Source organism: Mesorhizobium sp. WSM4822 (assembly GCF_055811155.1).
This window is the reverse complement of sequence record NZ_JBVVQM010000004.1, coordinates 397,903-420,043: the sequence shown is the minus strand read 5'-3', so window position 1 is coordinate 420,043 and position 22,141 is coordinate 397,903. Positions and strand designations below refer to the sequence as shown.

The window sequence follows — 22,141 nt, the reverse complement described above, 5'->3', positions numbered from 1 at the left end:
CCCATGGATATCACTCTCGCCCCGGAAGGCACCGACCTGTCGCCCTACCTGCCCGACGAGCACGGATTGTTCTTCATCTATCATTTCACCGCTGAGGGCGTGCGAACCAGGGACGCCACCGCCGCGCACTGGACATGGCGCAGCTACCAGCTTTCCGACATGCGGGCCCGCCATGAGATCGGCGCCGACCAGGCTTTGCCGGCACCTGTGCGCGAAGCTTTCCTGTCCGCCAGCCATGGCTGCCATATCGACCTCGAGGACGACTGGCTCTATGGCGATCTGCCGGACCTGCGCCATGACTATTCGGCGGAAGCGGGCGGGCTTGGCCATTTCCGCTTCGCGCTCAACGACACGATGCTGGTCGGCGCCCGCAAGCAACCGCTGCAGTCGGTCGACAACATCCGCAAGGCGATCGAGAATGGATCGCGCAAGTTCCGCTCGCCGGCCGAGTTGATCGAGGCGGTTGTCGGCCAGTCTTTTGACGGCATGGTGGCTGAACTTGCGGCACTCGGCGACAGCCTCGACGGGATCGAGGATCGCATCGTCTGCGACGCATGGCACAATGAACGGCAATCCCTCGTCGACGCGCGCCGGCATCTGGTAGTGATCCACAGGCAGATGGCGACGTTGACCAATCTGTTTCGCCATCTCGACCACTCGCACCGTAACGACCTGCCCGACAGCATCAACGACATGGCCGCGCGTCTTTCACACAGGGCGCAGACGCTGCACTATGATGGCGAACAATTGCAGGCACGCGCCCGGCTGTTGCAGGACGAGCTTATGGCCAAGCTGACGACGCAGTCGAACCGGCTGCTGTACGTACTGTCGGTGATGACGGCGGTGCTGTTGCCGATGACCATCATCTCGGGCCTGTTCGGCATGAATGTCGGCGGCCTGCCGCTGGTCGACACGCCAATGGGCTTCTGGGTGGTGACGGCGGTAGCGATGGTGATCGCGGGCGCGACCTATCTCTTTGTCAGGCGGCTCGGACAGATGTAACGCCCGCCCGGCGACTTTCACGCCGAGGCGCGAAGATCCTCGATGATGGTGCCGGCGGCGGCGGCTTCCGCTTCGTGGTCGGGCTCGCGCCAGGTCTCGGCCAAGCCAGCCGCATACCATTCGCGCATCGCCGGCAGGGCAAGCAATTGCGCTGGATAGGCTGCAGCCGCACCCTCGAAGGAGAGCCCATAGGACTGGGCGCGGAACGCCACCGGGGCAAAGAAAGCGTCGACGGCGGTGAAATGAGCGCCGGCCAGAAACGGCCCGCCGAAACGGGCAAGGCCATCGTTCCAGAGATCGCCGAGGCGAAAGATGTCCTGCTTCAGCGCGTCGGACATCGGAAACGGCTTTACCCGCACGCCGCAACTCATCGGACAGGCGCCGCGCAGTGCGGTGAAGCTCGAATGCATCTCGGCGGCGGCCGAGCGCGCCCAGGCGCGCGCCTTGGCTTCGACAGGCCACACGCCATGGTGGCGTTCGGCCAGATATTCGACGATGGCCAGCGAATCCCAGACCGCCCAGCCATCGTCGATCAGGCACGGCACGCGGCCGCTCGGCGAGAAGGGCCGGTACAGATCCCAACTCGATGCGGTCGGGAATGGCGTCAGCCGTTCCTCGAACGGGATGTTCAGCTCTCGCATCAACACCCAAGGCCGCAGCGACCATGAGGAATAATTCTTGTTGGCGATATGCAGCAGGTACATAGGGGATCCTTACCTTGCAGCCGGCACCGCCGGCCGGATCTCGCGGCCACGGAACATCGACCAGGAATACATCGCGAGCGCTGTCCAGATCAGGCCAAAGGCAATCGCCTGGGTGGTGCCGAAAGGCTCGTCGAAGATCAGCACGGCGATCAGAAACACAATGGTCGGCGCGATGTACTGCATGATGCCGATGGTGGACAGCCGCAGCAGCCTCGCGCCGAACGCAAACAGCAGCAGCGGGATCGATGTGACCGGACCGCAGCCGATCAGCAATGCCGTATCGGTGCCACTGCTGGATACGATATGGTCCTGTTCGGTCGCGATTAGATAGACGATGTAGCCAAGTGCCGGCACCGACAGCAGAAGGACTTCGAGCAAAAATCCCTGGCTCGGTCCGATCGGCAACGTCTTGCGGAAGAAGGCGTAGGCGGCGAAGGAAAACGCCAGCGCCAGCGACACCCAGGGCAGCTTGCCGCCCTCGACGGTCAGCACGGTGACGGCGACGGCCGCCAGCACCACCGCCGCGATCTGCAGCCGGTCGAGCCGCTCGCCCAGCAACAGCGCGCCGACGACGACGTTGACCAGTGGATTGATGTAGTAGCCGAGCGCTGTCTCGACAGTGCGGTCGACGGCAATCGCCCAGACATAGATGCCCCAGTTGACCGAAATCAGCGCAGCCGTCAGCGCGGCCATGGCGATGGTGCGCGGCGAACGCAGTGCCGCCTTGAAATCCGCCATGCGGCCGGCCCAGATCAGAACGGCGGCGGCGATCGGCACCGACCAGACGATGCGATGGGCAATGACTTCGGCGAGCGGCAGATGAGCGACCGCCTTCATGTAGAAGGGCAGCAGCCCCCATAGCAGATAGGCGCCAAGCGCCAACAGAAAGCCGCGCCGGGCCTTGGAATCCGCGTCCAGGGTAATTGCTTCAGTGGCCATGGGTCAACGCTATGGCCCAGTCACCTTGGCAAGACCATCACAAAGTTCTGATGGATCAATGGACTTTCGCTGATGGTTCAACCCTATTCGGCGGCCACCAGTCCGGCCATCTCGCGGTTCTTCATCAGCTTGTAGACAATGGAATCCATCAACGCCTGGAACGAGGCGTCGATGATGTTTTCGGAAACGCCGACCGTCCACCAGCGCGCGCCGGTGCCGTCATGCGATTCGATCAGAACGCGGGTGATCGCCTCGGTGCCGCCATTGAGGATACGCACCTTGAAGTCCGCCAGTTCCATGTCGGCGATCTCGCCCTGGAACTTGCCGAGGTCCTTGCGCAGCGCGATGTCGAGTGCGTTGACCGGGCCATGCCCCTCGGCCACCGACATCTTCTCCTCGCCGTCGACCACCACCTTGACGATCGCTTCGGAGACCGTCTTCAGCTGGCCGTTGGCGTCGAAGCGGCGCTCGACCATGCAGCGGAACGAGGTGACGTTGAAGAACTCCGGCAGGCCGTGCAGCATCTTGCGCGCCAGGAGCTCGAAACTGGCATCGGCGCCTTCATAGGCATAGCCCTCGGCCTCGCGCTCCTTGACCACCGATATCAGCGCGTCGAGCCGGTGGTCGTCCTTCGGCACCTCGATGCCGCGTCGCCTCAACTCGGCGAGGAAATTGGCCTTGCCGCCCTGATCCGAGACCATGACACGGCGGCGGTTGCCGACCGTTTCCGGAGGCACATGCTCATAGGTTGCCGGCTCCTTGGCCAGTGCGGAGGCATGGATTCCCGCCTTGGTGGCGAAGGCCGAAGCGCCGACATAGGGCGCCTGCGCTTCCGGGGCGCGGTTCAAGAGTTCGTCGAAGGCGCGGGACAACCTGGAAATGCCTGTCAGCGCCTCAGCCGAAATACCGGTGTCGAAACGATCGGCGAAGGCCGGTTTCAGCGCCAGCGTCGGCACGATCGAGATCAAATTGGCGTTGCCGCAGCGCTCGCCGATGCCGTTGAGCGTGCCCTGGATCTGGCGCACGCCGGCCTGGATCGCGGCGAGGGAATTTGCCACGGCCTGGCCGGTGTCGTCATGGGCATGGATGCCGAGATGATTGCCTGAAATACCTGATGAAATAACCTTCTCGACGATGGCGCGGACTTCCGAGGGCTGCGTGCCGCCATTGGTGTCGCACAGCACCACCCAGCGCGCGCCGGCATCATAGGCGGTCCTGGCGCAGGCCAGCGCATAATCGGGATTGGCCTTGAAGCCGTCGAAGAAGTGCTCGCAGTCGACCAATGCCTCCTTGCCGGCGGCGATCGCCGCCTCGACGGAGGCCTTGATGGCGTCGAGGTTCTCCTCATTGGTGCAGCCGAGCGCGACACGGACATGGTAGTCCCAGCTCTTGGCGACGAAGCAGATGGCATCCGACTTCGACTGCACGAGTGACGCTAGGCCGGGATCGTTGGACGCCGACACCCCTGCCCGCTTGGTCATGCCGAAGGCGACGAATTTGGCGCGCTCCGTGCGCTTCTCCTGGAAGAAGGCTGTGTCGGTCGGGTTGGCGCCGGGATAGCCGCCCTCGACATAGTCGAGGCCGAAAGCGTCGAGCAGTTTGGCGATGGCGATCTTGTCCTCGACGGAAAAGTCGATGCCCGGCGTCTGCTGGCCATCGCGCAATGTGGTGTCGAAGAGATAGAGGCGCTCGCGGGTCATGGTCATTTGCCTGCAAACTTGTCCGTCGCGCGGATCAGCCGATCGAGGATACCCGGCTCCGAATAAGCGTGACCGGCGCCCTCGATCAGGTGGAAATCCGCCTTCGGCCAGGCTTTGTGCAGCGCCCAGGCATAGCGCGCCGGGCACGGCATGTCGTAGCGGCCATGGACGATGGTGCCGGGAATGTCGCTCAGTCTGTGCGCGTCGCGCAGCAGCTGCCCTTCCTCAAGCCAGCCGGCATGGACGAAATAGTGGTTCTCGATGCGGGCAAAGGCGATGGCATAGTCGTCCTGCCCAAATGGTCCGCTGGTCTCCGGCTCGGGCAAAAGCGTGATCGTTTCGCCTTCCCACAGGCTCCAGGCGCGGGCCGCCTCGATCTGCGCCTTGCGATCCGTGCCGACCAGCCGCTTGCGGTAGGCAGCCATCATGTCGCCGCGCTCGGCCTCCGGGATCGGCGCCAGGAAGCGCTCCCATTTGTCCGGGAACATTTCCGAGACGCCGAATTGATAGTACCATTCGAGTTCGGCTCGCGTCAGCGTGTAGATGCCGCGCACCACCAACTCGCTGACGCGATCGGGATGCGTCTCGGCATAGGCGAGCGCCAGCGTCGACCCCCAGGAGCCGCCGAACACCAGCCATTTGTCGAAGCCGGCCATTTCGCGCAGGCGTTCGATGTCGGCGACCAGGTGCCAGGTCGTATTGGTTTCGAGCGAGGCGTTGGGCGTCGATTTTCCGCAGCCGCGCTGGTCGAACAGGATGACATCGTAGAGCTTCGGGTCGAACAGCCGCCGGTGTTTTGGCGAAATGGTGCCGCCCGGCCCGCCATGCAGGAACACCGCCGGCTTGGCGCCCCTCGTGCCCGAACGCTCCCAGTAGACCTGATGGCCGTCGCCGACATCCAGCATGCCGGAATCGAACGCCTCGATCTCGGGATAAAGCGTACGCAATTGACTGCTCATAGCTGCAAACCTTTGGTCGGCCAGTCCGCTGTTTCATGGTCTGGGTGCTGGAAGGAGATGATGGATTCCTGCCTGTTGTAATAATCAGGATCCTGGTGGACGGGCTGATCGAAGATCGTCTCCACCCAGGGCAGCCGCGCGGCGTAGTTGACCTGGATCTGCGGGGCAAGATCGGAGCGGTCGTCGAAGGCACCGATAGCGATCTCAAGTCCACCGGGCTGCCGGTAGGTCAGCGGCGTCCCGCAGCGGGCGCAGAAACCGCGATCGATGTTGACCGACGACTGGAAATAGCTCGGCTCTTCATGGGTCCATTCGACGCCCTCCCTGGGCACCGTGACCAGTGCACCGAAGAACGAGCCGAACTGCTTCTGGCACATGCGGCAATGGCAGATCGATGGACGGCCGAGCGCTCCATGAATGCGGAAACGCACGGCGCCACACTGGCAGCCGCCGGTTCTTACCTGATCGGTCATGATCTTTCCTTTGGCGGCCATTGTTCGGTGTCGTGGTCCGGATGCTGATAGGAGACGAGATCCGCCAGATAAGAGGCCGACGACACGTCGGCCATCGTCTCCTCGCCCGGCAATTGCGGGATCGTATCGACATAAGGCAGCTTTGCCTCGGTGCCCCATTGGATCAGCGGCACGATCTCCGCCGGGTTGTCGAACGCGCCGATGGCGAGGCCAACGCCGTCCGGCGCGGTGAAGGTCAGCGGCGTGCCGCAATCGGCGCAAAAACCGCGATCGACATGGTTGGAGGAGCGGAAGTATTTCGGCTCGCCGCGCGTCCAGTCGAGCCGGGCGCCACGCACCGAAACCAGCGGCGCATAGAACGAGCCGAACGCCTTCTGGCACATGCGGCAATGGCAGACCGAAGCGTCGCCGAGCGCGCCTTCAACGCGAAAGCGCACCGCGCCGCACTGGCAGCCGCCGGTATAGACCGGCCGGTTGTCGAGGCTCATCGCTGTTCACTCCGGGGCATGGCAGACGGCTTCGACATTGTTGCCGTCGGGATCGAGGACGAAGGCGGCGTAGTAGTCCGGATGATAGTGCGGGCGCAAACCCGGCCCGCCATTGTCCTTGCCGCCGGCGGCAAGGGCTGCGGCATGGAAGGCTTCGACCTCGGCGCGGCTGCGCGCGGTGAAGGCAACGTGCTGATGATCCCTGGGCTTGTCCTTGCCGGTACTCAGCCAGAACACCGGCCGGTCACGGCCATAGCCGCCGACCTTGGCACCCCCGGTATATTCCAGCGGCACCATGTAAAGCAGCGCCGCACCAAGCGGGGCCATCGCCTTGTCATAGAAAGCCTTCGAAGCGTCGAAATCGGCAACGGTGATGCCGAGATGGTCGATCATCTTTTTACCTCCCAGGTGGTGATGCGCTCGCCAGTGACCGGATCCTTGCCGTCCTTCAACTGTACACCTTGCGCCAGCAGTTCGTCGCGGATGCGGTCGGCCTCGGCCCAGTTCTTGGCGGCGATGAATGCGAGACGCTTGGCGATTGCCTTGGCGACGTGGTCTTCATCAACCGTCGCCGACGCGACATCGAAGCCGAGGAACAGCAGCGACGCCTTCAGCGCAGCCGCCGCATCGTTGCCGTCCGCTGCCTCGCCAGCCAGCTGCGTCAAGACCTGGAAGGCGGCATAGGTTGCGAGATCGTCCGACAAGGCATCGATGACCTGCACGGGCAGCAGTCCTGCGGCGGCCGGCGCAAGGTCGGCCGCCCGCTTCCATTTGCGCAGCGTGTTCTCGGCCTCTTCCAGCTTGCGCACGGAAAAGTCGATCGGTTCGCGATAGTGCGTCATCAGCATTGCCAGCCGCAGCACCTCGCCCGGCCATTTGCGGCCGCCGAACGTCTCGGTCTCGAGCAGTTCGTTGATCGAATAGAAATTGCCGACGCTTTTCGACATTTTCTGACCTTCGACCTGCAGGAAGCCGTTGTGCATCCAGATGTTGGCCATCACGTCCGTGCCATGGGCGCAGCGCGATTGGGCGATTTCGTTCTCATGGTGTGGGAAGATCAGGTCGAGGCCGCCGCCATGGATGTCGAACACCTCGCCGAGATAGGCGGCCGACATTGCCGAGCATTCGATGTGCCAGCCCGGCCGACCCCTGCCCCATGGCGAATTCCAGCCAGGCTCCTCCGGCGACGACAGCTTCCACAGCACAAAATCGCCGGGATTTTTCTTGTGCGCGTCGACGGCGATGCGAGCACCGGCCTGTTGCTCGTCGAGATTGCGCTTCGACAGCTGGCCGTAGTCCGGCATCGACGCGGTGTCGAACAGGACTTCGCCCGCGGCAACATAGGCATGGCCGCGTTCGATCAGGCTTTGAATCAAGGTGATCATGTCGACTTTGCCGTCGGCGCGGGGCTCGACGAATTCGGTGGCGCGCGGCTCGACCGTCGGCTCCAGGCAGCCGAGAACCGCCACGTCCCGATGGAACTGATCGGCGGTCTTTTCGGTGACCCGCCTGATCGCCTCGTTGAGCGAAAGTGTTCCGGAAGCGATCTCGCCGCCGAAGTCGCGCAGAGCGCGCGCGTTGATCTTGTCGTCGACGTCGGTGATGTTGCGCACATAGGTGACGTGCGCCTGCCCATAGACGTGACGCAGCAAGCGGAAAAGCACGTCAAAGACGATCACCGGCCTGGCATTGCCGATATGGGCAAAGTCGTAGACGGTCGGGCCGCAGACATACATGCGCACATTGTCTGGATCGATCGGGACGAAATCCTCTTTCGTCCGCGTCAGCGTGTTGTAGAGGCGCAGGCCCTGCGATGCGTCGGACATTCGTGCCTTCCCGGTTCAGAACTCAATTTGACGAAGCCAGCCCTGCGCGAAACGCAAATCAGGCTCCAGCCTGCTGGCCGGGGCGTTTGTCCAATCTGGGGAAAGATGAGGCGAAAACGTCCGGACCAGCGCGAGGCTAGCCAATAATGCAAATGCCACAAATGGCGAAAGACGTTTTCATGGGCGGCTTTATCGCCTTGGCATGTGTTGCCGTCAAGTCGCAAGTTTCGGCAAAAACGTCGCTGGATCACAGGTAATGATGCACTGAAACATTTTATTAAACATGTCGGCACAGTCATGAAACATTCGCCGGCTAGATCAGCAGGCGTCACGATTTGGTCAGAATCGGCCATCAAACGCAGACACGAAAATGTTACCTGGGAAGAGAGACATGCCCCGAACCAAGCAGGAAGCCAACCGAGCCAAGCAGCCGGCACTGGCCAACCACTACCGCGCGATCGGCCCGGCCGCGATCGTCGCCGCCCTCCTTCACACCGCGAAGAAGAAAAAGCCGGTACAGAAGATCGTGTCGCCCCGCGCCGCCTGAAGTGGTGTGCGGCCCGGCGCCAAGGGCGCCTGGCAAATGGCGCAGACATACGTCGCTGAAGAACAGTTCAGCTAGAACAACGTCATCTGATTGTCGTCCGCGCCGGGCTTCTGGCGCTTGACCTTTTCGGGCTCCGGCCCGATCTCGCCCCGCTCCTGAATCTCCGGTCCGGTGTTGGCGACCTTGTTGACCAGGCCGGAGACGGGAATGGCCTCGAAGAAATCGAGTTGAGCCGGCCGCAACAGATCGGCGACATCACGCGGTTCGAGCGTGCGGCAATCCAGCCAACGGGCGAAATCCCTGGGGTCGATCACCACAGGCATGCGGTCGTGGATATGCGCGATATCGGCATTGGCGTTGATAGTCAGGATGGCACCGGTGTCCATTTCCGAACCGCCCGGCTCGGCATAGGTCTCGATCAGTCCGGCGAAGGCGACCAGCCCGCCATGCCTTGGGCGTATCCAGTAAGGCTGGCCTTTCTTGCCGCCGGTTTGCCGCCATTCATAAAAGCCGGAGGCCGGCACCAAGGCGCGGCGATGGCGCATGGCGGCCTTGAACGACGCCTTTTCGGCGGCACCCTCGGAGCGCGCGTTGAACAGCAGCGGAAACTCCCTGGTATCCTTGACCCAGGTCGGGATCAGCCCCCAGCGCACCAGCATTGGCTGCCGGTCGGGCAAATTGGAGCCCGGCGCCCGCGGGGGGCCGGCGACCGCCATCAGGATCGGCTGGGTTGGTGCGATGTTGTAGCGCGCCTGGAAATCCTCCAGTTCCGCCAAGCCTAGCAAGGCGGCAGTCTGGTCCGGCGTCGCGGTCAAGGCAAAACGTCCGCACATGGTCGATTGGCGCCCTTTGAAAGGTTCGGTTCCTGAAGGTGCCGGTGCAACCGGCATTGCGCAACCGCTAAAGCTTGCCCATGCTGGGCGGTCCACAACAGACCTGCCTACACGCCTGATCGGGAACCCATGAACGAAGCGCGCAAGACACTTCCGGCAGTCTCGGTCGCCGTCGTGCGTGCAGACACCGTGCTTCTGGTCAAGCGAGCCCGGCAACCCTCGCAAGGGCTCTATGCCTTTCCGGGCGGCAAGGTCGAACCCGGCGAGACGCTGGAGGCAGCGGCAGAGCGCGAACTTCAGGAAGAAACCGGTTTGCGCGCCACAAATTATCGCCCGCTACGGGAAATCCACATTGACGGCAGGGATGACAGCCACCCGGTCGATTACCTCCTCACGGTCTTCGGCGCGGCCTATGCCGGCGGCGAGGCGGTAGCCAGCGACGACGCAGAGACGGCGGCCTTCTATACACTCAGCGAGATGGCGGCATTGCCGCTCGCCGGCTCGGTGTTCGCCGTGGCCGAGGAGTTGTTGGCCCCCCGCGGAGACGACGGGCCGAAGCCCTGAAAACAGCCTTGCAGGCGACAAATTGTTTCGCCACAAAGACTTATCCTGTTTGGCAGAGCCACGCCGTTGGGTAGAGAAGGCTTATGAACCGTCCGTCCATGCTCCTCGCCGCGTGTCTTGCGGTCGTCGCGACCGTTTCGATACGGCCCGCGCTCAGCGCCGAATCGCCGTTCGAGCCTGGGTTGATGCGGCTGGCGGAGGTTCTGGGCTCGCTGCATTTCCTGCGCAATCTGTGCGGCGAGAAAGGCGACCAGTGGCGTGTCGAAATGACAAAACTGCTCGATTCGGAAAATCCGGACGCCGAGCGGCGCGCCCGCTTCATTGCCAGCTTCAATCGCGGCTACCGCTCCTTCGGCGGCACCTATACGAGGTGTACGTCCTCGGCGACCGAAGCTATCAGCCGCTACATGAAGGAAGGCGAGACGCTGTCTCGCGATATCGCCTCGCGTTACGGCAACTAGGCACTCGCTCATCAACAACTATCCGGATCATTGCTGGGCATTAGCCGATATATCGGCTTGTGCCGGGCGATCTCTTGGTGCAATCCTCATGTTGCACTTCTGCAACAGTATTAACGAAACCTTACCGCACGAAAGCGGAATTAACTCAAACTGAAGGTTTTCGCCCCGCAGGCCGCCCCAATCGGCTAAGTTTGACTCGGACTGAACGCAGCTTCGCACAAGGCAATTGGGCTTTGTAAAAGACGATCAAAAAAATGTCGTATTTACAAATACTTAATTGTCCCTGCGTGTGAAATGAACAGATCAGGCCTGATCCACATCGACGGATCGCAGCTTGAAAGGGTGGACATTCGCTTATGGAACATGGTGTCAACGACATCGACGCGCTGGTCAGGGAAGAAAAACGCCTGACCGCCGTGGAAAGCCACAGCGAGGCCTGGGCGGAAGGTCTCTCCGCCGGGATAGAGCCCGAGATCATTGCCGAAGCAGCGCTCGAAACAGCCTTCGGCGAGATGTTGCGTGCCAATGGCGAGACCTCGGCCCTTGCCCTGCTCGACCGTATGCGTGAAAAGGTGATTGCTGGCGCCTTCGAACCTGAACGGCTGCGGCACTGAACCGACGTCCGGTTCTTTGACGGCAACATGCCGCTCGGGCGTCATGCCCGGAAGCAGGGAGAAACGGGCAGTGAGTTTTTCGATGTCAGGCAAGCCGTGTGGCTTGGTCCTTCGCATCTCCTTCGCCGCTTGCTGTGCCGCGATTCCCCTGCTTGTGTGTCTCGCGAGCAGCCCCGTGTATGCACTGAGCGAAATCAAGCGCGAAGAGCTCCCCCCGACAGTCACGCCGCCGGCCGACGACGACATGTCGCCCCCCGGAAGCGCCGTGCCAATGCCCAATCCGGTCGGAACACCGCCGCCGGCCAGCCAGCCGACTGCTCCTGCCGAAGCCGAGCCGGACAGTCCGGCGGATGGCGGCGTGACCAGACCGCGTGTCGATCCGGAAACGCCGGTGCCTGAGGTCGTCTACGATCTCGGCAAGCTGCCGGAACCGGTGCGGCGCATGCACGATCTGATCGTCGAAGCCTGCAAGGGCGGCGATATCGAAAAGCTGCGGCCGTTGATCGGCACGGGCGAGAGCATGACACAGATATCGCTGACCGACATAGACGGCGACGCCATCGCCTTCCTCAAGGGCCTCTCCGGCGACCCAGACGGTCAGGAGATTCTGGCCATCCTGGAGGAGGTGCTTAATGCCGGCTACGTCCACCTCGATGCCGGCACGCCACAAGAACTCTATGTGTGGCCGTATTTCTTCGCCCTGCCGTTGGACAAGCTGGACGCCAAGCAGCGGGTCGAGCTCTTCAAGATCGTCACCGCCGGCGACTTCAATGACATGAAGCAGTTCGGCGCTTATATTTTCTACCGTGTCGGCATCACGCCTGCCGGACAGTGGTCGTTCTTCGTCGCCGGGGATTGAGCTTTCTGCCTCTGCCCTTGCAAAGATCCGGGAGCCTAGACGGGCAATGCCTCGGAAAACTCCACCGCTTTGCCCTGGCCTGGCGTGACGATTTCGCCCTCCCACATGACACGTCGGCCTCGAATGACGGTGCCGACCGGCCAACCCGTCACTTCCCTGCCATCATAAGGCGTCCAGCCGGCTTTCGAGCCGGCCTGCGCATTGGTGATTATCTCGCGCCGCATCATGTCGACGATGGTGAAGTCGGCGTCATAGCCGGCGACGATGCGGCCTTTCCTGGCCATGCCGAAGATCCGCTGCGGGCCATGACTAGACAGGTCGACGAAGCGCTGCAAGGTCAGCCGGCCGGCATTGACGTGGTCGAGCATGATCGGCACCAGCGTCTGCACGCCGGTCATCCCCGACGGTGAGGCCGGATAGGGTTTTGCCTTCTCGGCCAGCGTGTGCGGCGCGTGGTCGGAGCCGAGCACATCGACAATGCCTTGCGCAATGCCATGCCAGACGCCGTCGCGGTGGCGCGCGGCGCGCACCGGTGGGTTCATCTGGATCAGCGTGCCAAGCCTGAGATAGTCGTCGGCGCTCAGCGTCAAATGATGCGGCGTCGCCTCGCAGGTCGCGACATCCTTGTGCTGTTCGAGGAACACAATCTCCTCGGCCGTCGAGATGTGCAGGACATGGATGCGGGCGCGCGCTTGCCGAGCGATGCGCACAAGCCGTTCGGTGCAGCGCAAGGCGGCGATTTCATCGCGCCAGACAGGGTGCGATGCCGGGTCGCCTTCGATGCGTTCGCCAAGGCGCTCGCGCAGCCGGAACTCGTCTTCCGAATGAAAGGCGGCACGGCGGCGCGTGTTTCTCAGGATCGAGGCGACACCTTCGTCGTCCTCGACCAGCAGGTCGCCGGTGGACGAACCCATGAACACCTTGATCCCGGCAGCGCCCGGCAACCGCTCCAGCTCTCCGACATCCCCAGCGTTTTCGCGGGTGCCGCCGACCCAGAAGGCAAAATCGCAATGCATGCGATCCGTGCCGCGCCGAACCTTGTCGGCAAGCGCTGCCTCGCTGGTGGTCAAAGGATTGGTGTTGGGCATCTCGAACACGGCGGTAACGCCGCCAAGCACGGCCGCGCGCGAACCCGTTTCCAAATCTTCCTTGTGCTCCAATCCCGGCTCACGAAAGTGCACCTGGCTGTCGATGACGCCCGGCAGGATATGCAGGCCGCGGCAATCGATCGTCTCGCCCGCCGAGGCCTGGCGGAGATCGCCGATGGCGGCGATGCGCCCGCCCTTCACGCCGATGTCGCGAGCCCCTTCGCCGTCGTGGTTGACCACGGTGCCGCCTGTCAGGATGAGGTCGTAGATCATGGCCATGCTCTCTTGCGGGGGGAGTGCCAGCGGCTTACGTAAAGGCCGACCGTTTTGCAAGATCAGGTTGCTTTTCCGCCCATGCCCTTTGCCCAGCTCAAAGACCGCGCCCTCATTTCCGTCTCAGGTCCGGATGCCGAGCATTTTTTGCAGAACATCCTGACCACCGATCTAGACATCCTGGCTCCCGGCGAAGCCAGGCCCGGTGCGCTGCTGACGCCGCAAGGCAAGATCCTGTTCGATTTCCTGATCTCCCGCACCGGCGAGAATGCATTCCGGCTCGAATGCCGTGCCGACATCTCAGGCGATTTCATACGCCGGCTGACGCTCTACAAACTGCGCGCCAAGGTCGAGATTGCCAAATCCGATCAGGCATTTGTCACCGTCGCATGGGGACATGAATCAACACCCTCGCAATTCGATTCAACGGCGGCAGCCGACACGCGCTTTCCGAAGGGTGCCGTCACGCGTTCCTACGGCGAAACAGATGAGCGCAGCGATCTTGCCGCGTGGCAAGCCTTCCGCATTGCCGGCGGCATTGCCGAAAGCGGCAGCGACTACCAACTCGGAGACGCCTTCCCTCACGACGTGCTGCTGGACGAAACCGGTGGCGTCGGCTTCAAGAAGGGCTGCTATGTCGGCCAGGAGGTCGTCTCGCGCATGCAGCATCGCGGCACCGCCAGACGGCGCGTGCTGATTGTGTCGGCTGACGGGTCCCTGCCCGCGCCCGGCACCGAACTGACCGTCGAAGGCAGGCCGGTTGGCACGCTCGGCTCGACCGCCGGCACGATCGGTCTGGCGATTGCGCGCATCGACCGGATCAAGGCGGCGCTCGACGCCGACCTGCCGATCATGGCGGCGAACATTCCGGTTACACTAGCCATTCCCCGCTGGGCAAAATTCGCCTTCCCGCAGGAAGCCGTCAGCGCGGAGGAGGCCTGATGGCGGCCGACCGCGTCGGCGCGCCGGCACGCGCCTGGCAGCGCATGCTGTCGGGCCGCCGGCTCGACCTGCTCGACCCCTCGCCGCTCGACATCGAAATTTCAGACATTGCGCACGGGCTCGCCCGCGTTGCCCGCTGGAACGGCCAGACCAGCGGCGAGCATGCTTTTTCGGTTGCCCAGCACTCGCTGCTGGTCGAAGCGCTGTTCCGCGACCTGGTACCCGAGGCTTCGGCCGACGCCCGGTTGGCGGCCCTGCTGCACGACGCCCCCGAATATGTCATCGGCGACATGATCTCGCCGTTCAAATCGGTGATGGGCGGCAGCTACAAGGATTGTGAGTTACGGCTGCAGCGCGCCATCCATCTGCGCTTCTCGCTGCCGCCGGAGCCAAGTGCTGCGCTGCGCAAAGAGATCAAGCGCGCCGACCAGATCGCCGCCTATTTCGAGGCAACGCTGCTTGCCGGCTTTTCGACCGCCGAGGCGACCGAGTTCTTCGGCCGTCCGCGCGGCTTCAATGCCGACCGCTTCGATTTCACGCCACGCTCGGTGACCTGGGCGCAAAATGCGTTCCTGAAGCGGTTTTCCGCGATCGAGACGTCGCGGCACCAGGTTTCGGCAACCGCAATCGGCTAAAGCGCGTCGCGCTGAAACGGATTCATGCGCCGCGCTTTAGGTCTTTGTTTTTATGCATGTCGTTTCCCCCAAAACCGAGGTCACTTTTGGGCGACATGCATTAAAACGCTAAATTAACCGGCGGCGGCCACAATAGCGCGTTCGATCACGGTCCGCAGGCGCGCTCATGCCCGTCGCTGATGCCAAGGATGGTCCGACCATCCCGAAACGGGAGGCCGAAGGCATGGACCGCTCCCGCCACATGGAAGACGAACTGCGCGAGCAGAACCAACGCTTTTCGGCTGCGGTCGAGAACATGTCGCACGGCCTGTGCATGTTCGACGCCGACGAGCGGATGATCATCTGCAACGGCAACTACCTGAACATCTTTTGCCTCGAAGCCAGCGTCATAAGGCCCGGCATCCGGTTCCTCGACATTCTGCGCCACAGCGTCGATATCGGCATCGCCTCGCAAACCGCCGACGAACTCTACGCCATCCGCAAGCCCTATATCGATCAGGCAAAGCCCTCGACCTACGAAGAAACACTGTCGGACGGCCGCATCGTCAGCATCTCGCACCGCCCTCTGGCTCTGGGCGGCTGGGTCTCGATCTACGAGGACATCACCGAGCAGCGCCGCGCGCAAGAGGATCTCAAGGAGCAGCACCGCCGCTTCGACGCAGCGCTTGCCAACATGTCGCAAGGCCTGCTGATGTACGGCGCCGACGGCAAGATGATCGTGCGCAACCGGCGTTTTCTTGAACTCTACAATGTCACCGCGGCAGACTTCCCGCTTGGAACGACGCACCGCGAGGCGCTCGAACAATTGCTGGAACTCGGCATCTATACGGAGATCGACGTCGACAGCGAAGTCGCCAAGACCGAAGCCTGCCTGACGGCGGCAAAAATGCATTCGGCCTACCGGCATCTTACCGACGGCAGGACGGTTCTGGTCACACGCCGGCCGATGAACGGCGGCGGCTGGGTAGTGACCTTCGACGACGTCACAGAACGTCGCCGCACCGAAGAGCGCATGACCCATCTTGCGCATCACGATACGCTGACGGGACTGCCCAACCGCTCGATGTTTCGCGAACGGCTCGACCTTGCGCTGGAAGCCACGGCGGTCACGCCGCTGGCAATCTTTTCGCTCGATCTCGATCGCTTCAAGGCGGTCAACGACACCTGGGGACATCCGGCCGGCGACTGGCTGTTGAAGAGCGTGGCCGAGAGGCTGCAGCGCTGCCTGCACAACGAAACCGACGTCGTCGCCCGTTTCGGCGGCGACGAATTCGTCATCATCCAGTTCAACTTCAAGGGCATTGCCAATGCAGAAAAACTCGCGAAGCGCATCGTCGAGACAATCGGAAAACCGTTCCGCGACAAGAACCGCGAGATGCATGTCGGCATCAGCCTGGGCATCGCGGTTTTCCCCGACGACGGTGGAGATGCCGACACGCTGCTGAGGAACGCCGATACAGCGCTTTACCGGGCGAAGAGCGAAGGGCGCAATCAGTATCGGTTCTTCGAACCCGGAATGGACGCTATGGTACAGGCACGGCGTGCGCTGGAGATCGACCTCGAGACCGCGCTGCCGCGCCAGGAATTCGACCTCGACTTCCAGCCCATCATGAACATCGCATCCGGGGAGATCGTCGGCGCCGAAGCCTTGATGCGCTGGCATTCGCCGACACGCGGCACGGTGGCGCCGGACAGCTTCATTCCGGCCGCCGAAGAAACCGGATTGATCGTGCCGCTTGGCGAATGGGCGCTGAGGAAAGCCTGCACGGCGGCGGCCGACTGGCCCGCCGGCCTGCGCGTCGCGGTCAATGTCTCGGCCGTGCAACTCAAAAGCGGCAGCTTCGCCCGCAGCGTCATCTCGGCGCTGGCTTTCTCCGGCGTGCCAGCCGATCGGTTGGAGCTGGAAATCACCGAAACCGTGCTAATGGACGAAAGCGAGGCGGTGCTGAGGACGCTGCGGCAGTTGCGCGAACTCGGCATCCGCATCGCGCTGGACGATTTCGGCATCGGCTATTCCTCGCTCGGCTATCTCAGGCGTTTTCCCGTCGACAAGATCAAGATCGATCGTTCGTTCATCCACGACCTGGGCAATCGTGACGCCGCGGCGATCGTTCGCACCGTCATCGGGCTGGGCGCCGAGCTTGGCATCACTGTCACCGCCGAGGGGGTCGAGACCGAGGTGCAACTCGACATCCTGCGCGGCAATGGCTGTACAGAGGCGCAGGGCTATCTGATCGGCGTGCCGTCAACGGCCGCCGAGATCCAGCGTCTATTGAAATCCCGAGCGCTGCACAGCCAGACCGGCTGAGGCCGGCCATCGTCAACGCAGCGTGTCGATGTATTTGCCGTGGAAGCTGACATAGCCGGGCTCGACCATCTTGAGATGCCGCTCGATCAGCGCATGAAACCGCGGCAGTTGATGAAACGGCACGCCTGGATAGGCATGATGCTCGGCATGGAACGGCATGTTCCACGCCAGCCTGCGGACCAGCCAATTGGTCAGCGTGGTCCTGGTGTTCTCCAGCATGTTGGCGACGAACGGACAACGGCCGTGCTCGGCTAAGAGATAGAGGCGCAGAAACGGCTGCCCCAACAGAGCGGGCAAGATCCAGACATAGACAAGCACCGAGAGCCGGAAATAGACGGCCAGCAGAAGGATCACGGCATAAAAGGCAATCATGGCGCGTGCCTCGATGCGCACCTTGTCATAGCCCTTTGGCGGAACGTAGCTTTCGCGACCACCGCCCGCCGCGTTGGCATAAAGCGTCTTCAGGTGGCCCCACCATAACGGGATGCCGGATATGTGGACGAGGTATTGCCGCCATGTCTCCGGCTTGGGGAACGCCAGTTCCGGATCATTGTCGGGATCTTGCGTGTATCGATGGTGGGCGAAGTGGAAGTAGCGGAACCAGTCGGCCGGGAGCGCGATCGCCAGGCTGCACACCCGCGCCACGGCATCGTTCAGCCATTGCGCCTCGAAAGCCGTACGATGAACCGTCTCGTGCAGCAGCGTGAACAGGAAGACGATGAGGATACCTTGCGGCAGCATCAGCAGTGGCCAGAACGGCACCTTGGCGGCGATCAGCGATCCGACGACCACGATCGCGCCCCAATGAGCAGCAAGCTGAACGAGGCCCGCAACATCAGACTTGGCGGTCAGCCGGTTGCGCTCCTCCTGCGTCAACGATGAAATTACGTCACGATGATCCACGTGCTTCGATCCAGACTGGAGCTTGATGAACCCACTGTAGCCAATGAACAACCTTTCCAAAAACGACGATTTCTGCAATCTAGATAAGCTGAACTTATCTATTCGGTGATTATGGCCGTACCTCCCTCTCTCAAAGGACTTCAAGCTTTCGAGGCTGCGGCCCGTACAGGCAGCTTTGCCGCGGCAGCGGAAGAGCTTTCGGTGTCGGCCGCTGCCGTCAGCCAGCTCATCCGCACGGTCGAGGAGCAGATGGGCCGCAAGCTGTTCCACCGCGTCAACCGGCGCGTCGTCCTCACCGAGGCCGGCGTCGAGATGCTGCCCAGGCTGACCATGGCCTTCCAGGAGATCGGCAGCGTCGCGCGCCAGCTGGGCGGCGATACGTTCCGCCCGCGCCTTGTGGTGTCGGTGCCGCCATCCATGGCCATGGGTTGGCTTTCACAGCGTCTCGCTGGTTTTGCCTCTAGCCATGGCGCCGTCGACATATCGCTCAGAGGCGACGACGACCCGGTGCCGTTCGACCGTGAACTGATCGACATCAGGCTCTCCTATGGGCCGCATTATCGCGAGCACCCGACCGAGGACATCGTCCAGGACGCAGTCTATCCCGTGTGTGCGCCCGGGCTGGCGGACACCATCAAACCCGAAGGCCTGGCCAGCCTGCCGCTTATCCACACGGGCTGGGGACCGACTGGTGCGTCCTTTCCGTCCTGGCACAACTGGTTCGAGGCGGCCGGTATCGAGCCCGGCCGGGCAGCGCAGCGCGGCCTCTCGGCCAACTCATCGCGCGCAGCGCTCGACCTTGCGATTTCGGGATTGGGCGTGGCGCTGGCGCAAGGGATCTACTGTGCCGAGGCGCTGGAAGACGGCCGGCTTGTCAGGCCCCTCGCCCAGGCACTGGAGCTACGCCAGCCCTATTGCCTGACGATCCCCGAGCGCAGCGCCAGGCGCGACGTCGTGGCGGCGTTTCGCCAGTGGCTGATCGACGAATGCCGACGCGCAGTGAACTCGCCGGCACTGCGTTGACGTATAGTGCCGCGATGATCAGAGGTGCCCGCTCAATGCCTCAGCCATGTCCTTGTTTGTCGCCACGGGGATGATCTCGAACTCCACCAGATCCGCCCATTCGATGACCCAACGCTGCAGCAGCGTGACGTCATCGGTCTCCACCAGCAGGAAGCAGCGGCTCATGTCCGCCGCGATCCAGCTGTGGTGCACGAGAAGCTCGTCCGGTTTCAGGCGGCCGCGGTCGCGAAAGCGGCGATAGATCTCCTTGCGATCGCAGCCGGTGAAATCCTCGATCACGATAAACTGCATGTTCTACCCCCGATCAAATTACCGCCCCGGCCGGTCCAGCCGCTCCAGGAACCACTGCGTCAGCCGCACCCAGACCTCGTCCTTCTCGCCGGAATCCTCCCAGCCATGGTCGAGGTTGGGATTGTCGTTGACCTCGATGACGAAGACGCCGTCCTTGGTCTCCTTGAGGTCGACGCCGTAGAGCCCGTCGCCGATGCAGCGCGCCGCCTTTACAGCCGTCTCGACGACATGCGCCGGCGTCTCCTTCAGCGTGAAGCTCTTGATGCCGCCCTGGTCGGGCTTGCCGTTGGCCTTGTGGTTGACGATCTGCCAGTGCTTCTTGGCCATCAGATAATGCACGGCAAACAGCGGCTGGCCGCCGAGCACACCGACGCGCCAGTCATACTCGGTCGGAATGAATTTTTGCGCGATCAGAAGGTCGGAATCCTCCAGCCATTCGGTAGCAAGCGTCTTCAGTTCCTCGAAATTGGCGCATTTCTTGACGCCGCGCGAGAACGACGAATCCGGGATTTTCAGCACCAGCGGAAAGCCCAGCGTCTGCGCTGCCAGTTCGAGATCCGAGGTGCCGGCGATCATCACCGTCGGCGGCACCGGCACCTTGTTGTAGGCCATCAGCTCGTTGAGATAGACCTTGTTGGTGCAGCGGATCATCGACAGCGGATCGTCGATAACCGGCATGCCTTCCTGCTGGGCGCGGCGGGCGAAACGATAGGTGTGGTTGGAGATCGAGGTGGTCTCGCGAATGAACAGCGCGTCGTAATTGGCGAGCTTGGCGAGGTCCCGCTTGGTGATCGGCTCGATTTCGACACCCATCTTCTCGGCGATCTTGGCCCAATAGCGCAGCGACGATATCTCCGATGGCGGCAATTCCTCATGCGGGTCGACCAGCGTGGCGAAGGTGTAGCGCGCCGGCGTGCGGCCCTTGGTGTCGCGCCATTCGCGGTTGGTGTAGGTCTCCAGGCACTGGATGAAGCTTTTTTCCTCGTCCTCGGTCATCCGCGCCAGCGGATGGAAACCGATCTTGCGGATCGAGGCCCATTCGGCGCTGTCCTTGATGTGGACTTCGAGCGCCGGCGCGCGGAACCAGTCGAACAGAAGTTTGGCGAAGCGGTCCCAGATTTTCGACGGGCCGATGCCGAAGAAGATGCAGACCTTTTGCGGAAAAACGCCGCCGAGATCCTTGCGGCATTTGTTGAGCGCCAGCTCCAGTTCCGGCAGCGCGTGTTCATAGAGCTTGCGCTCCGAAAGGTCGATCATCGTTTCGACCGTCGGGATCACCTTGTGGCCGCGCGAGCTTGCCAGCAGCGACGCATAGTAGCCGCGGCTCTGGTAGCCGTAATTGTTCGACAGGTTGATGACCTTCGGCCGCTGGCCGCGAAACAGTGACGGGTGCGCGAGATAGTCGCGATTGGTGATGATCTTGTGCGGTGTCGCCACCTGGTCGAGATCGCTCTGCCTGCCGGTAAGGATGACCCAGGTCATTATCTGTCACGCTTTCCCAGAGTGATGGCGGCACGCAATCCATCGCGACCGAACTGCGCCATGTTCATGAAGATGCCGTAAGGCACGGGAATGTTGGCTGCATCAAGGATGGTCTCCTGCCTTTCGTCCTCGACCCAAGGGTCGTGGATCAGGATATGGTCGCCGTCATCGCCGATCGCCAGCACCCAGTGCGGCACCTTCTTGCCAAACATCAGGAAGCCGCTGATCAGCACCAGCACCAGCTTTCCCTCAGCGATCGCAGCGCGGATATCGTCGATTGTGAATGCACGGTAATTCACCGGGATGCCGTAAAGTTCCGCGCGTCGGCGAAAGTCGACCTGGGCCAGTTCCATCACCCTGCGCTTGTCCTCACTGCGTACCGATTGCAGGAACAACGCGCCATAGAAGGAAACGTAGATCTCCACCGCGAGCCCGCTTTCGTAGCCCGAGACAGCGAGGCCGAATGGCTCGCAACCACCGGGACCAGACATCATGAAGACGGTCGTCGCTTCACGCCACAGGCGGATTTCCATGACCGGATCCGGCACGAAGCCGCGATCGAAATTGGCCATCGCCATCATCAGGCAGCAAGGGCCGCAGGTGAATTCGCAGGTCTGCGGGTAAAACGGCACCTTGGTGGCGATCGGAATGTCGCCACGCAAGGTCTTTTCGTAGCGAAGTGCCGTTTCGCCATCCTCATAGTAGCCGGGCTCGCGGCCGATCTTGCGATACCCGGCCTGTTCGTAGATGCGGATCGCGCGGCTGTTATCCTCTCGAACTTCGAGACGCAGCATCATGCGGTCGTGCTCGAAGGCGGCATCTTCGGCGGATCCGAGCAGCATGCGGCCGACCCCCAGCCCGCCGAAAAACGGACTGGTCGCAATCGAGTAGAGGCGCGCCACCCCGCTGCCCTTGCGAAACAGCACGATCGCGTAGCCGGCCAGGCGGCCATCGACCTCGGCGACCAGCGTCTCGGCGGTTTCACGCTCGATGAACAGGCGGAAGGAGCGGCGGGAAATACGGTCGCTTGAGAAAACAGCTTTCTCAATGGCGGCGAGATCATCGACGTCAGACGCGCGGGCCATGCGGATCTCGGCAGGCATGCGGCTTCAGAAAACCTCGATTGGTGGTGGAAATGGCCCTACTCGAACACGTCCTTGACGCCGACCAGGGCGTTGGGAAAACCGGCGTCCACCTGGGCGCACGAAGTCCGCTCCACCACCTTGA

24 protein-coding genes are annotated in these 22,141 nt (G+C 62.5%); 10 read left to right on the top strand and 14 right to left on the bottom strand.

What is annotated here, in order from left to right; genetic code table 11:
- The first annotated feature begins 3 nt into the window (after positions 1–3).
- Positions 4–1,002, top strand: a complete 999-nt coding sequence (locus AC0L3E_RS12680) for a transporter (protein WP_128310068.1) — start codon at positions 4–6, stop codon at positions 1,000–1,002.
- 17 nt (positions 1,003–1,019) lie between these two features.
- Here the strand turns inward: AC0L3E_RS12680 and AC0L3E_RS12675 are convergent, their stop codons facing one another.
- From AC0L3E_RS12675 to cysS, 8 genes are all read right to left on the bottom strand, one after another.
- A complete protein-coding gene (locus tag AC0L3E_RS12675; RefSeq protein ID WP_473604885.1) occupies positions 1,020–1,706 on the bottom strand; it encodes a glutathione S-transferase family protein in 687 nt (228 codons plus the stop codon).
- A gap of 9 nt (positions 1,707–1,715) precedes the next feature.
- Positions 1,716–2,645 (bottom strand): EamA family transporter RarD, encoded by a 930-nt coding sequence (gene rarD, locus AC0L3E_RS12670; RefSeq protein ID WP_352584896.1) that lies wholly within the window; start codon positions 2,643–2,645, stop codon positions 1,716–1,718.
- A gap of 83 nt (positions 2,646–2,728) precedes the next feature.
- Positions 2,729–4,351 (bottom strand): citramalate synthase, encoded by a 1,623-nt coding sequence (gene cimA / locus AC0L3E_RS12665; protein ID WP_473604884.1) that lies wholly within the window; start codon positions 4,349–4,351, stop codon positions 2,729–2,731.
- A complete protein-coding gene (gene pip, locus AC0L3E_RS12660) occupies positions 4,348–5,304 on the bottom strand; it encodes a prolyl aminopeptidase (protein WP_473604883.1) in 957 nt (318 codons plus the stop codon). The genes cimA and pip overlap by 4 nt, the downstream gene beginning before the upstream one ends.
- On the bottom strand, positions 5,301–5,777 hold the full coding sequence (locus tag AC0L3E_RS12655; protein ID WP_473604882.1) for a GFA family protein: 477 nt from the start codon (positions 5,775–5,777) through the stop codon (positions 5,301–5,303). The genes pip and AC0L3E_RS12655 overlap by 4 nt, the downstream gene beginning before the upstream one ends.
- The gene (locus tag AC0L3E_RS12650) at positions 5,774–6,265 is read right to left on the bottom strand and encodes a GFA family protein (protein WP_127268543.1); all 492 of its coding nucleotides are present in this window, start codon (positions 6,263–6,265) and stop codon (positions 5,774–5,776) included. Before AC0L3E_RS12650 ends, AC0L3E_RS12655 begins: the two co-directional genes overlap by 4 nt.
- 6 nt (positions 6,266–6,271) lie before the next feature.
- Positions 6,272–6,658: a VOC family protein gene (locus AC0L3E_RS12645; RefSeq protein ID WP_473604881.1), complete on the bottom strand. Its 387-nt coding sequence runs from the start codon at positions 6,656–6,658 to the stop codon at positions 6,272–6,274.
- A complete protein-coding gene (gene cysS, locus AC0L3E_RS12640) occupies positions 6,655–8,091 on the bottom strand; it encodes a cysteine--tRNA ligase (protein ID WP_127810878.1) in 1,437 nt (478 codons plus the stop codon). The genes AC0L3E_RS12645 and cysS overlap by 4 nt, the downstream gene beginning before the upstream one ends.
- Positions 8,092–8,482: 391 nt before the next feature.
- Here cysS and AC0L3E_RS12635 point away from each other — a divergent pair, with 391 nt between their 5' ends.
- Positions 8,483–8,638 carry a hypothetical protein gene (locus AC0L3E_RS12635; RefSeq protein ID WP_081738801.1) on the top strand — a complete coding sequence of 52 codons (156 nt, stop codon included), beginning with the start codon at positions 8,483–8,485 and terminating at the stop codon, positions 8,636–8,638.
- A 71-nt stretch (positions 8,639–8,709) separates the two neighbouring features.
- Here AC0L3E_RS12635 and AC0L3E_RS12630 read toward each other — a convergent pair whose 3' ends face one another.
- A complete protein-coding gene (locus tag AC0L3E_RS12630) occupies positions 8,710–9,471 on the bottom strand; it encodes an SOS response-associated peptidase (RefSeq protein WP_473604880.1) in 762 nt (253 codons plus the stop codon).
- Positions 9,472–9,600: 129 nt separating this feature from the next.
- On the opposite strand from AC0L3E_RS12630, the gene AC0L3E_RS12625 reads away from it, so the two are divergent.
- The 4 genes from AC0L3E_RS12625 to AC0L3E_RS12610 all read left to right on the top strand — a co-directional run bounded on the left by AC0L3E_RS12625 (position 9,601) and on the right by AC0L3E_RS12610 (position 11,969).
- Positions 9,601–10,035 (top strand): NUDIX hydrolase, encoded by a 435-nt coding sequence (locus tag AC0L3E_RS12625; RefSeq protein ID WP_128307431.1) that lies wholly within the window; start codon positions 9,601–9,603, stop codon positions 10,033–10,035.
- A gap of 83 nt (positions 10,036–10,118) precedes the next feature.
- The gene (locus AC0L3E_RS12620) at positions 10,119–10,496 is read left to right on the top strand and encodes a TIGR02301 family protein (RefSeq protein ID WP_127270900.1); all 378 of its coding nucleotides are present in this window, start codon (positions 10,119–10,121) and stop codon (positions 10,494–10,496) included.
- Positions 10,497–10,852: 356 nt separating this feature from the next.
- Positions 10,853–11,110, top strand: a complete 258-nt coding sequence (locus AC0L3E_RS12615; protein ID WP_008874920.1) for a hypothetical protein — start codon at positions 10,853–10,855, stop codon at positions 11,108–11,110.
- Between the two features lie 70 nt (positions 11,111–11,180).
- On the top strand, positions 11,181–11,969 hold the full coding sequence (locus AC0L3E_RS12610) for a hypothetical protein (RefSeq protein ID WP_164761968.1): 789 nt from the start codon (positions 11,181–11,183) through the stop codon (positions 11,967–11,969).
- Between the two features lie 35 nt (positions 11,970–12,004).
- Here AC0L3E_RS12610 and AC0L3E_RS12605 read toward each other — a convergent pair whose 3' ends face one another.
- A complete protein-coding gene (locus tag AC0L3E_RS12605; protein WP_164898498.1) occupies positions 12,005–13,336 on the bottom strand; it encodes a dihydroorotase in 1,332 nt (443 codons plus the stop codon).
- Between the two features lie 75 nt (positions 13,337–13,411).
- Between AC0L3E_RS12605 and ygfZ the strand changes: the two genes are divergently transcribed.
- The 3 genes from ygfZ (at position 13,412) to AC0L3E_RS12590 (ending at position 17,215) form a co-directional block, all read left to right on the top strand.
- The gene (gene ygfZ / locus AC0L3E_RS12600; RefSeq protein WP_128307433.1) at positions 13,412–14,272 is read left to right on the top strand and encodes a CAF17-like 4Fe-4S cluster assembly/insertion protein YgfZ; all 861 of its coding nucleotides are present in this window, start codon (positions 13,412–13,414) and stop codon (positions 14,270–14,272) included.
- Positions 14,272–14,907 carry an HD domain-containing protein gene (locus tag AC0L3E_RS12595; RefSeq protein ID WP_127322742.1) on the top strand — a complete coding sequence of 212 codons (636 nt, stop codon included), beginning with the start codon at positions 14,272–14,274 and terminating at the stop codon, positions 14,905–14,907. Before ygfZ ends, AC0L3E_RS12595 begins: the two co-directional genes overlap by 1 nt.
- Positions 14,908–15,073: 166 nt before the next feature.
- Entirely contained in the window at positions 15,074–17,215 is a 2,142-nt protein-coding gene (locus AC0L3E_RS12590; RefSeq protein ID WP_128307434.1) for a putative bifunctional diguanylate cyclase/phosphodiesterase, read from the top strand.
- Between the two features lie 12 nt (positions 17,216–17,227).
- Here the strand turns inward: AC0L3E_RS12590 and AC0L3E_RS12585 are convergent, their stop codons facing one another.
- On the bottom strand, positions 17,228–18,118 hold the full coding sequence (locus AC0L3E_RS12585; protein ID WP_127327239.1) for a fatty acid desaturase family protein: 891 nt from the start codon (positions 18,116–18,118) through the stop codon (positions 17,228–17,230).
- Between the two features lie 111 nt (positions 18,119–18,229).
- On the opposite strand from AC0L3E_RS12585, the gene AC0L3E_RS12580 reads away from it, so the two are divergent.
- On the top strand, positions 18,230–19,141 hold the full coding sequence (locus AC0L3E_RS12580; protein ID WP_127327238.1) for a LysR substrate-binding domain-containing protein: 912 nt from the start codon (positions 18,230–18,232) through the stop codon (positions 19,139–19,141).
- 18 nt (positions 19,142–19,159) lie between these two features.
- Here AC0L3E_RS12580 and AC0L3E_RS12575 read toward each other — a convergent pair whose 3' ends face one another.
- The 3 genes from AC0L3E_RS12575 to AC0L3E_RS12565 are packed head-to-tail and all read right to left on the bottom strand — an operon-like array spanning position 19,160 to position 22,017.
- Positions 19,160–19,420, bottom strand: coding sequence for a DUF3303 domain-containing protein (locus AC0L3E_RS12575; protein ID WP_236383112.1), 261 nt, complete (start codon positions 19,418–19,420; stop codon positions 19,160–19,162).
- Positions 19,421–19,450: 30 nt separating this feature from the next.
- Complete coding sequence (locus AC0L3E_RS12570) at positions 19,451–20,914, bottom strand: RimK family protein (RefSeq protein ID WP_128307435.1); 1,464 nt, start codon at positions 20,912–20,914, stop codon at positions 19,451–19,453.
- The gene (locus tag AC0L3E_RS12565; protein ID WP_128307436.1) at positions 20,914–22,017 is read right to left on the bottom strand and encodes a peptidase C39 family protein; all 1,104 of its coding nucleotides are present in this window, start codon (positions 22,015–22,017) and stop codon (positions 20,914–20,916) included. Before AC0L3E_RS12565 ends, AC0L3E_RS12570 begins: the two co-directional genes overlap by 1 nt.
- Positions 22,018–22,141: the final 124 nt, after the last annotated feature.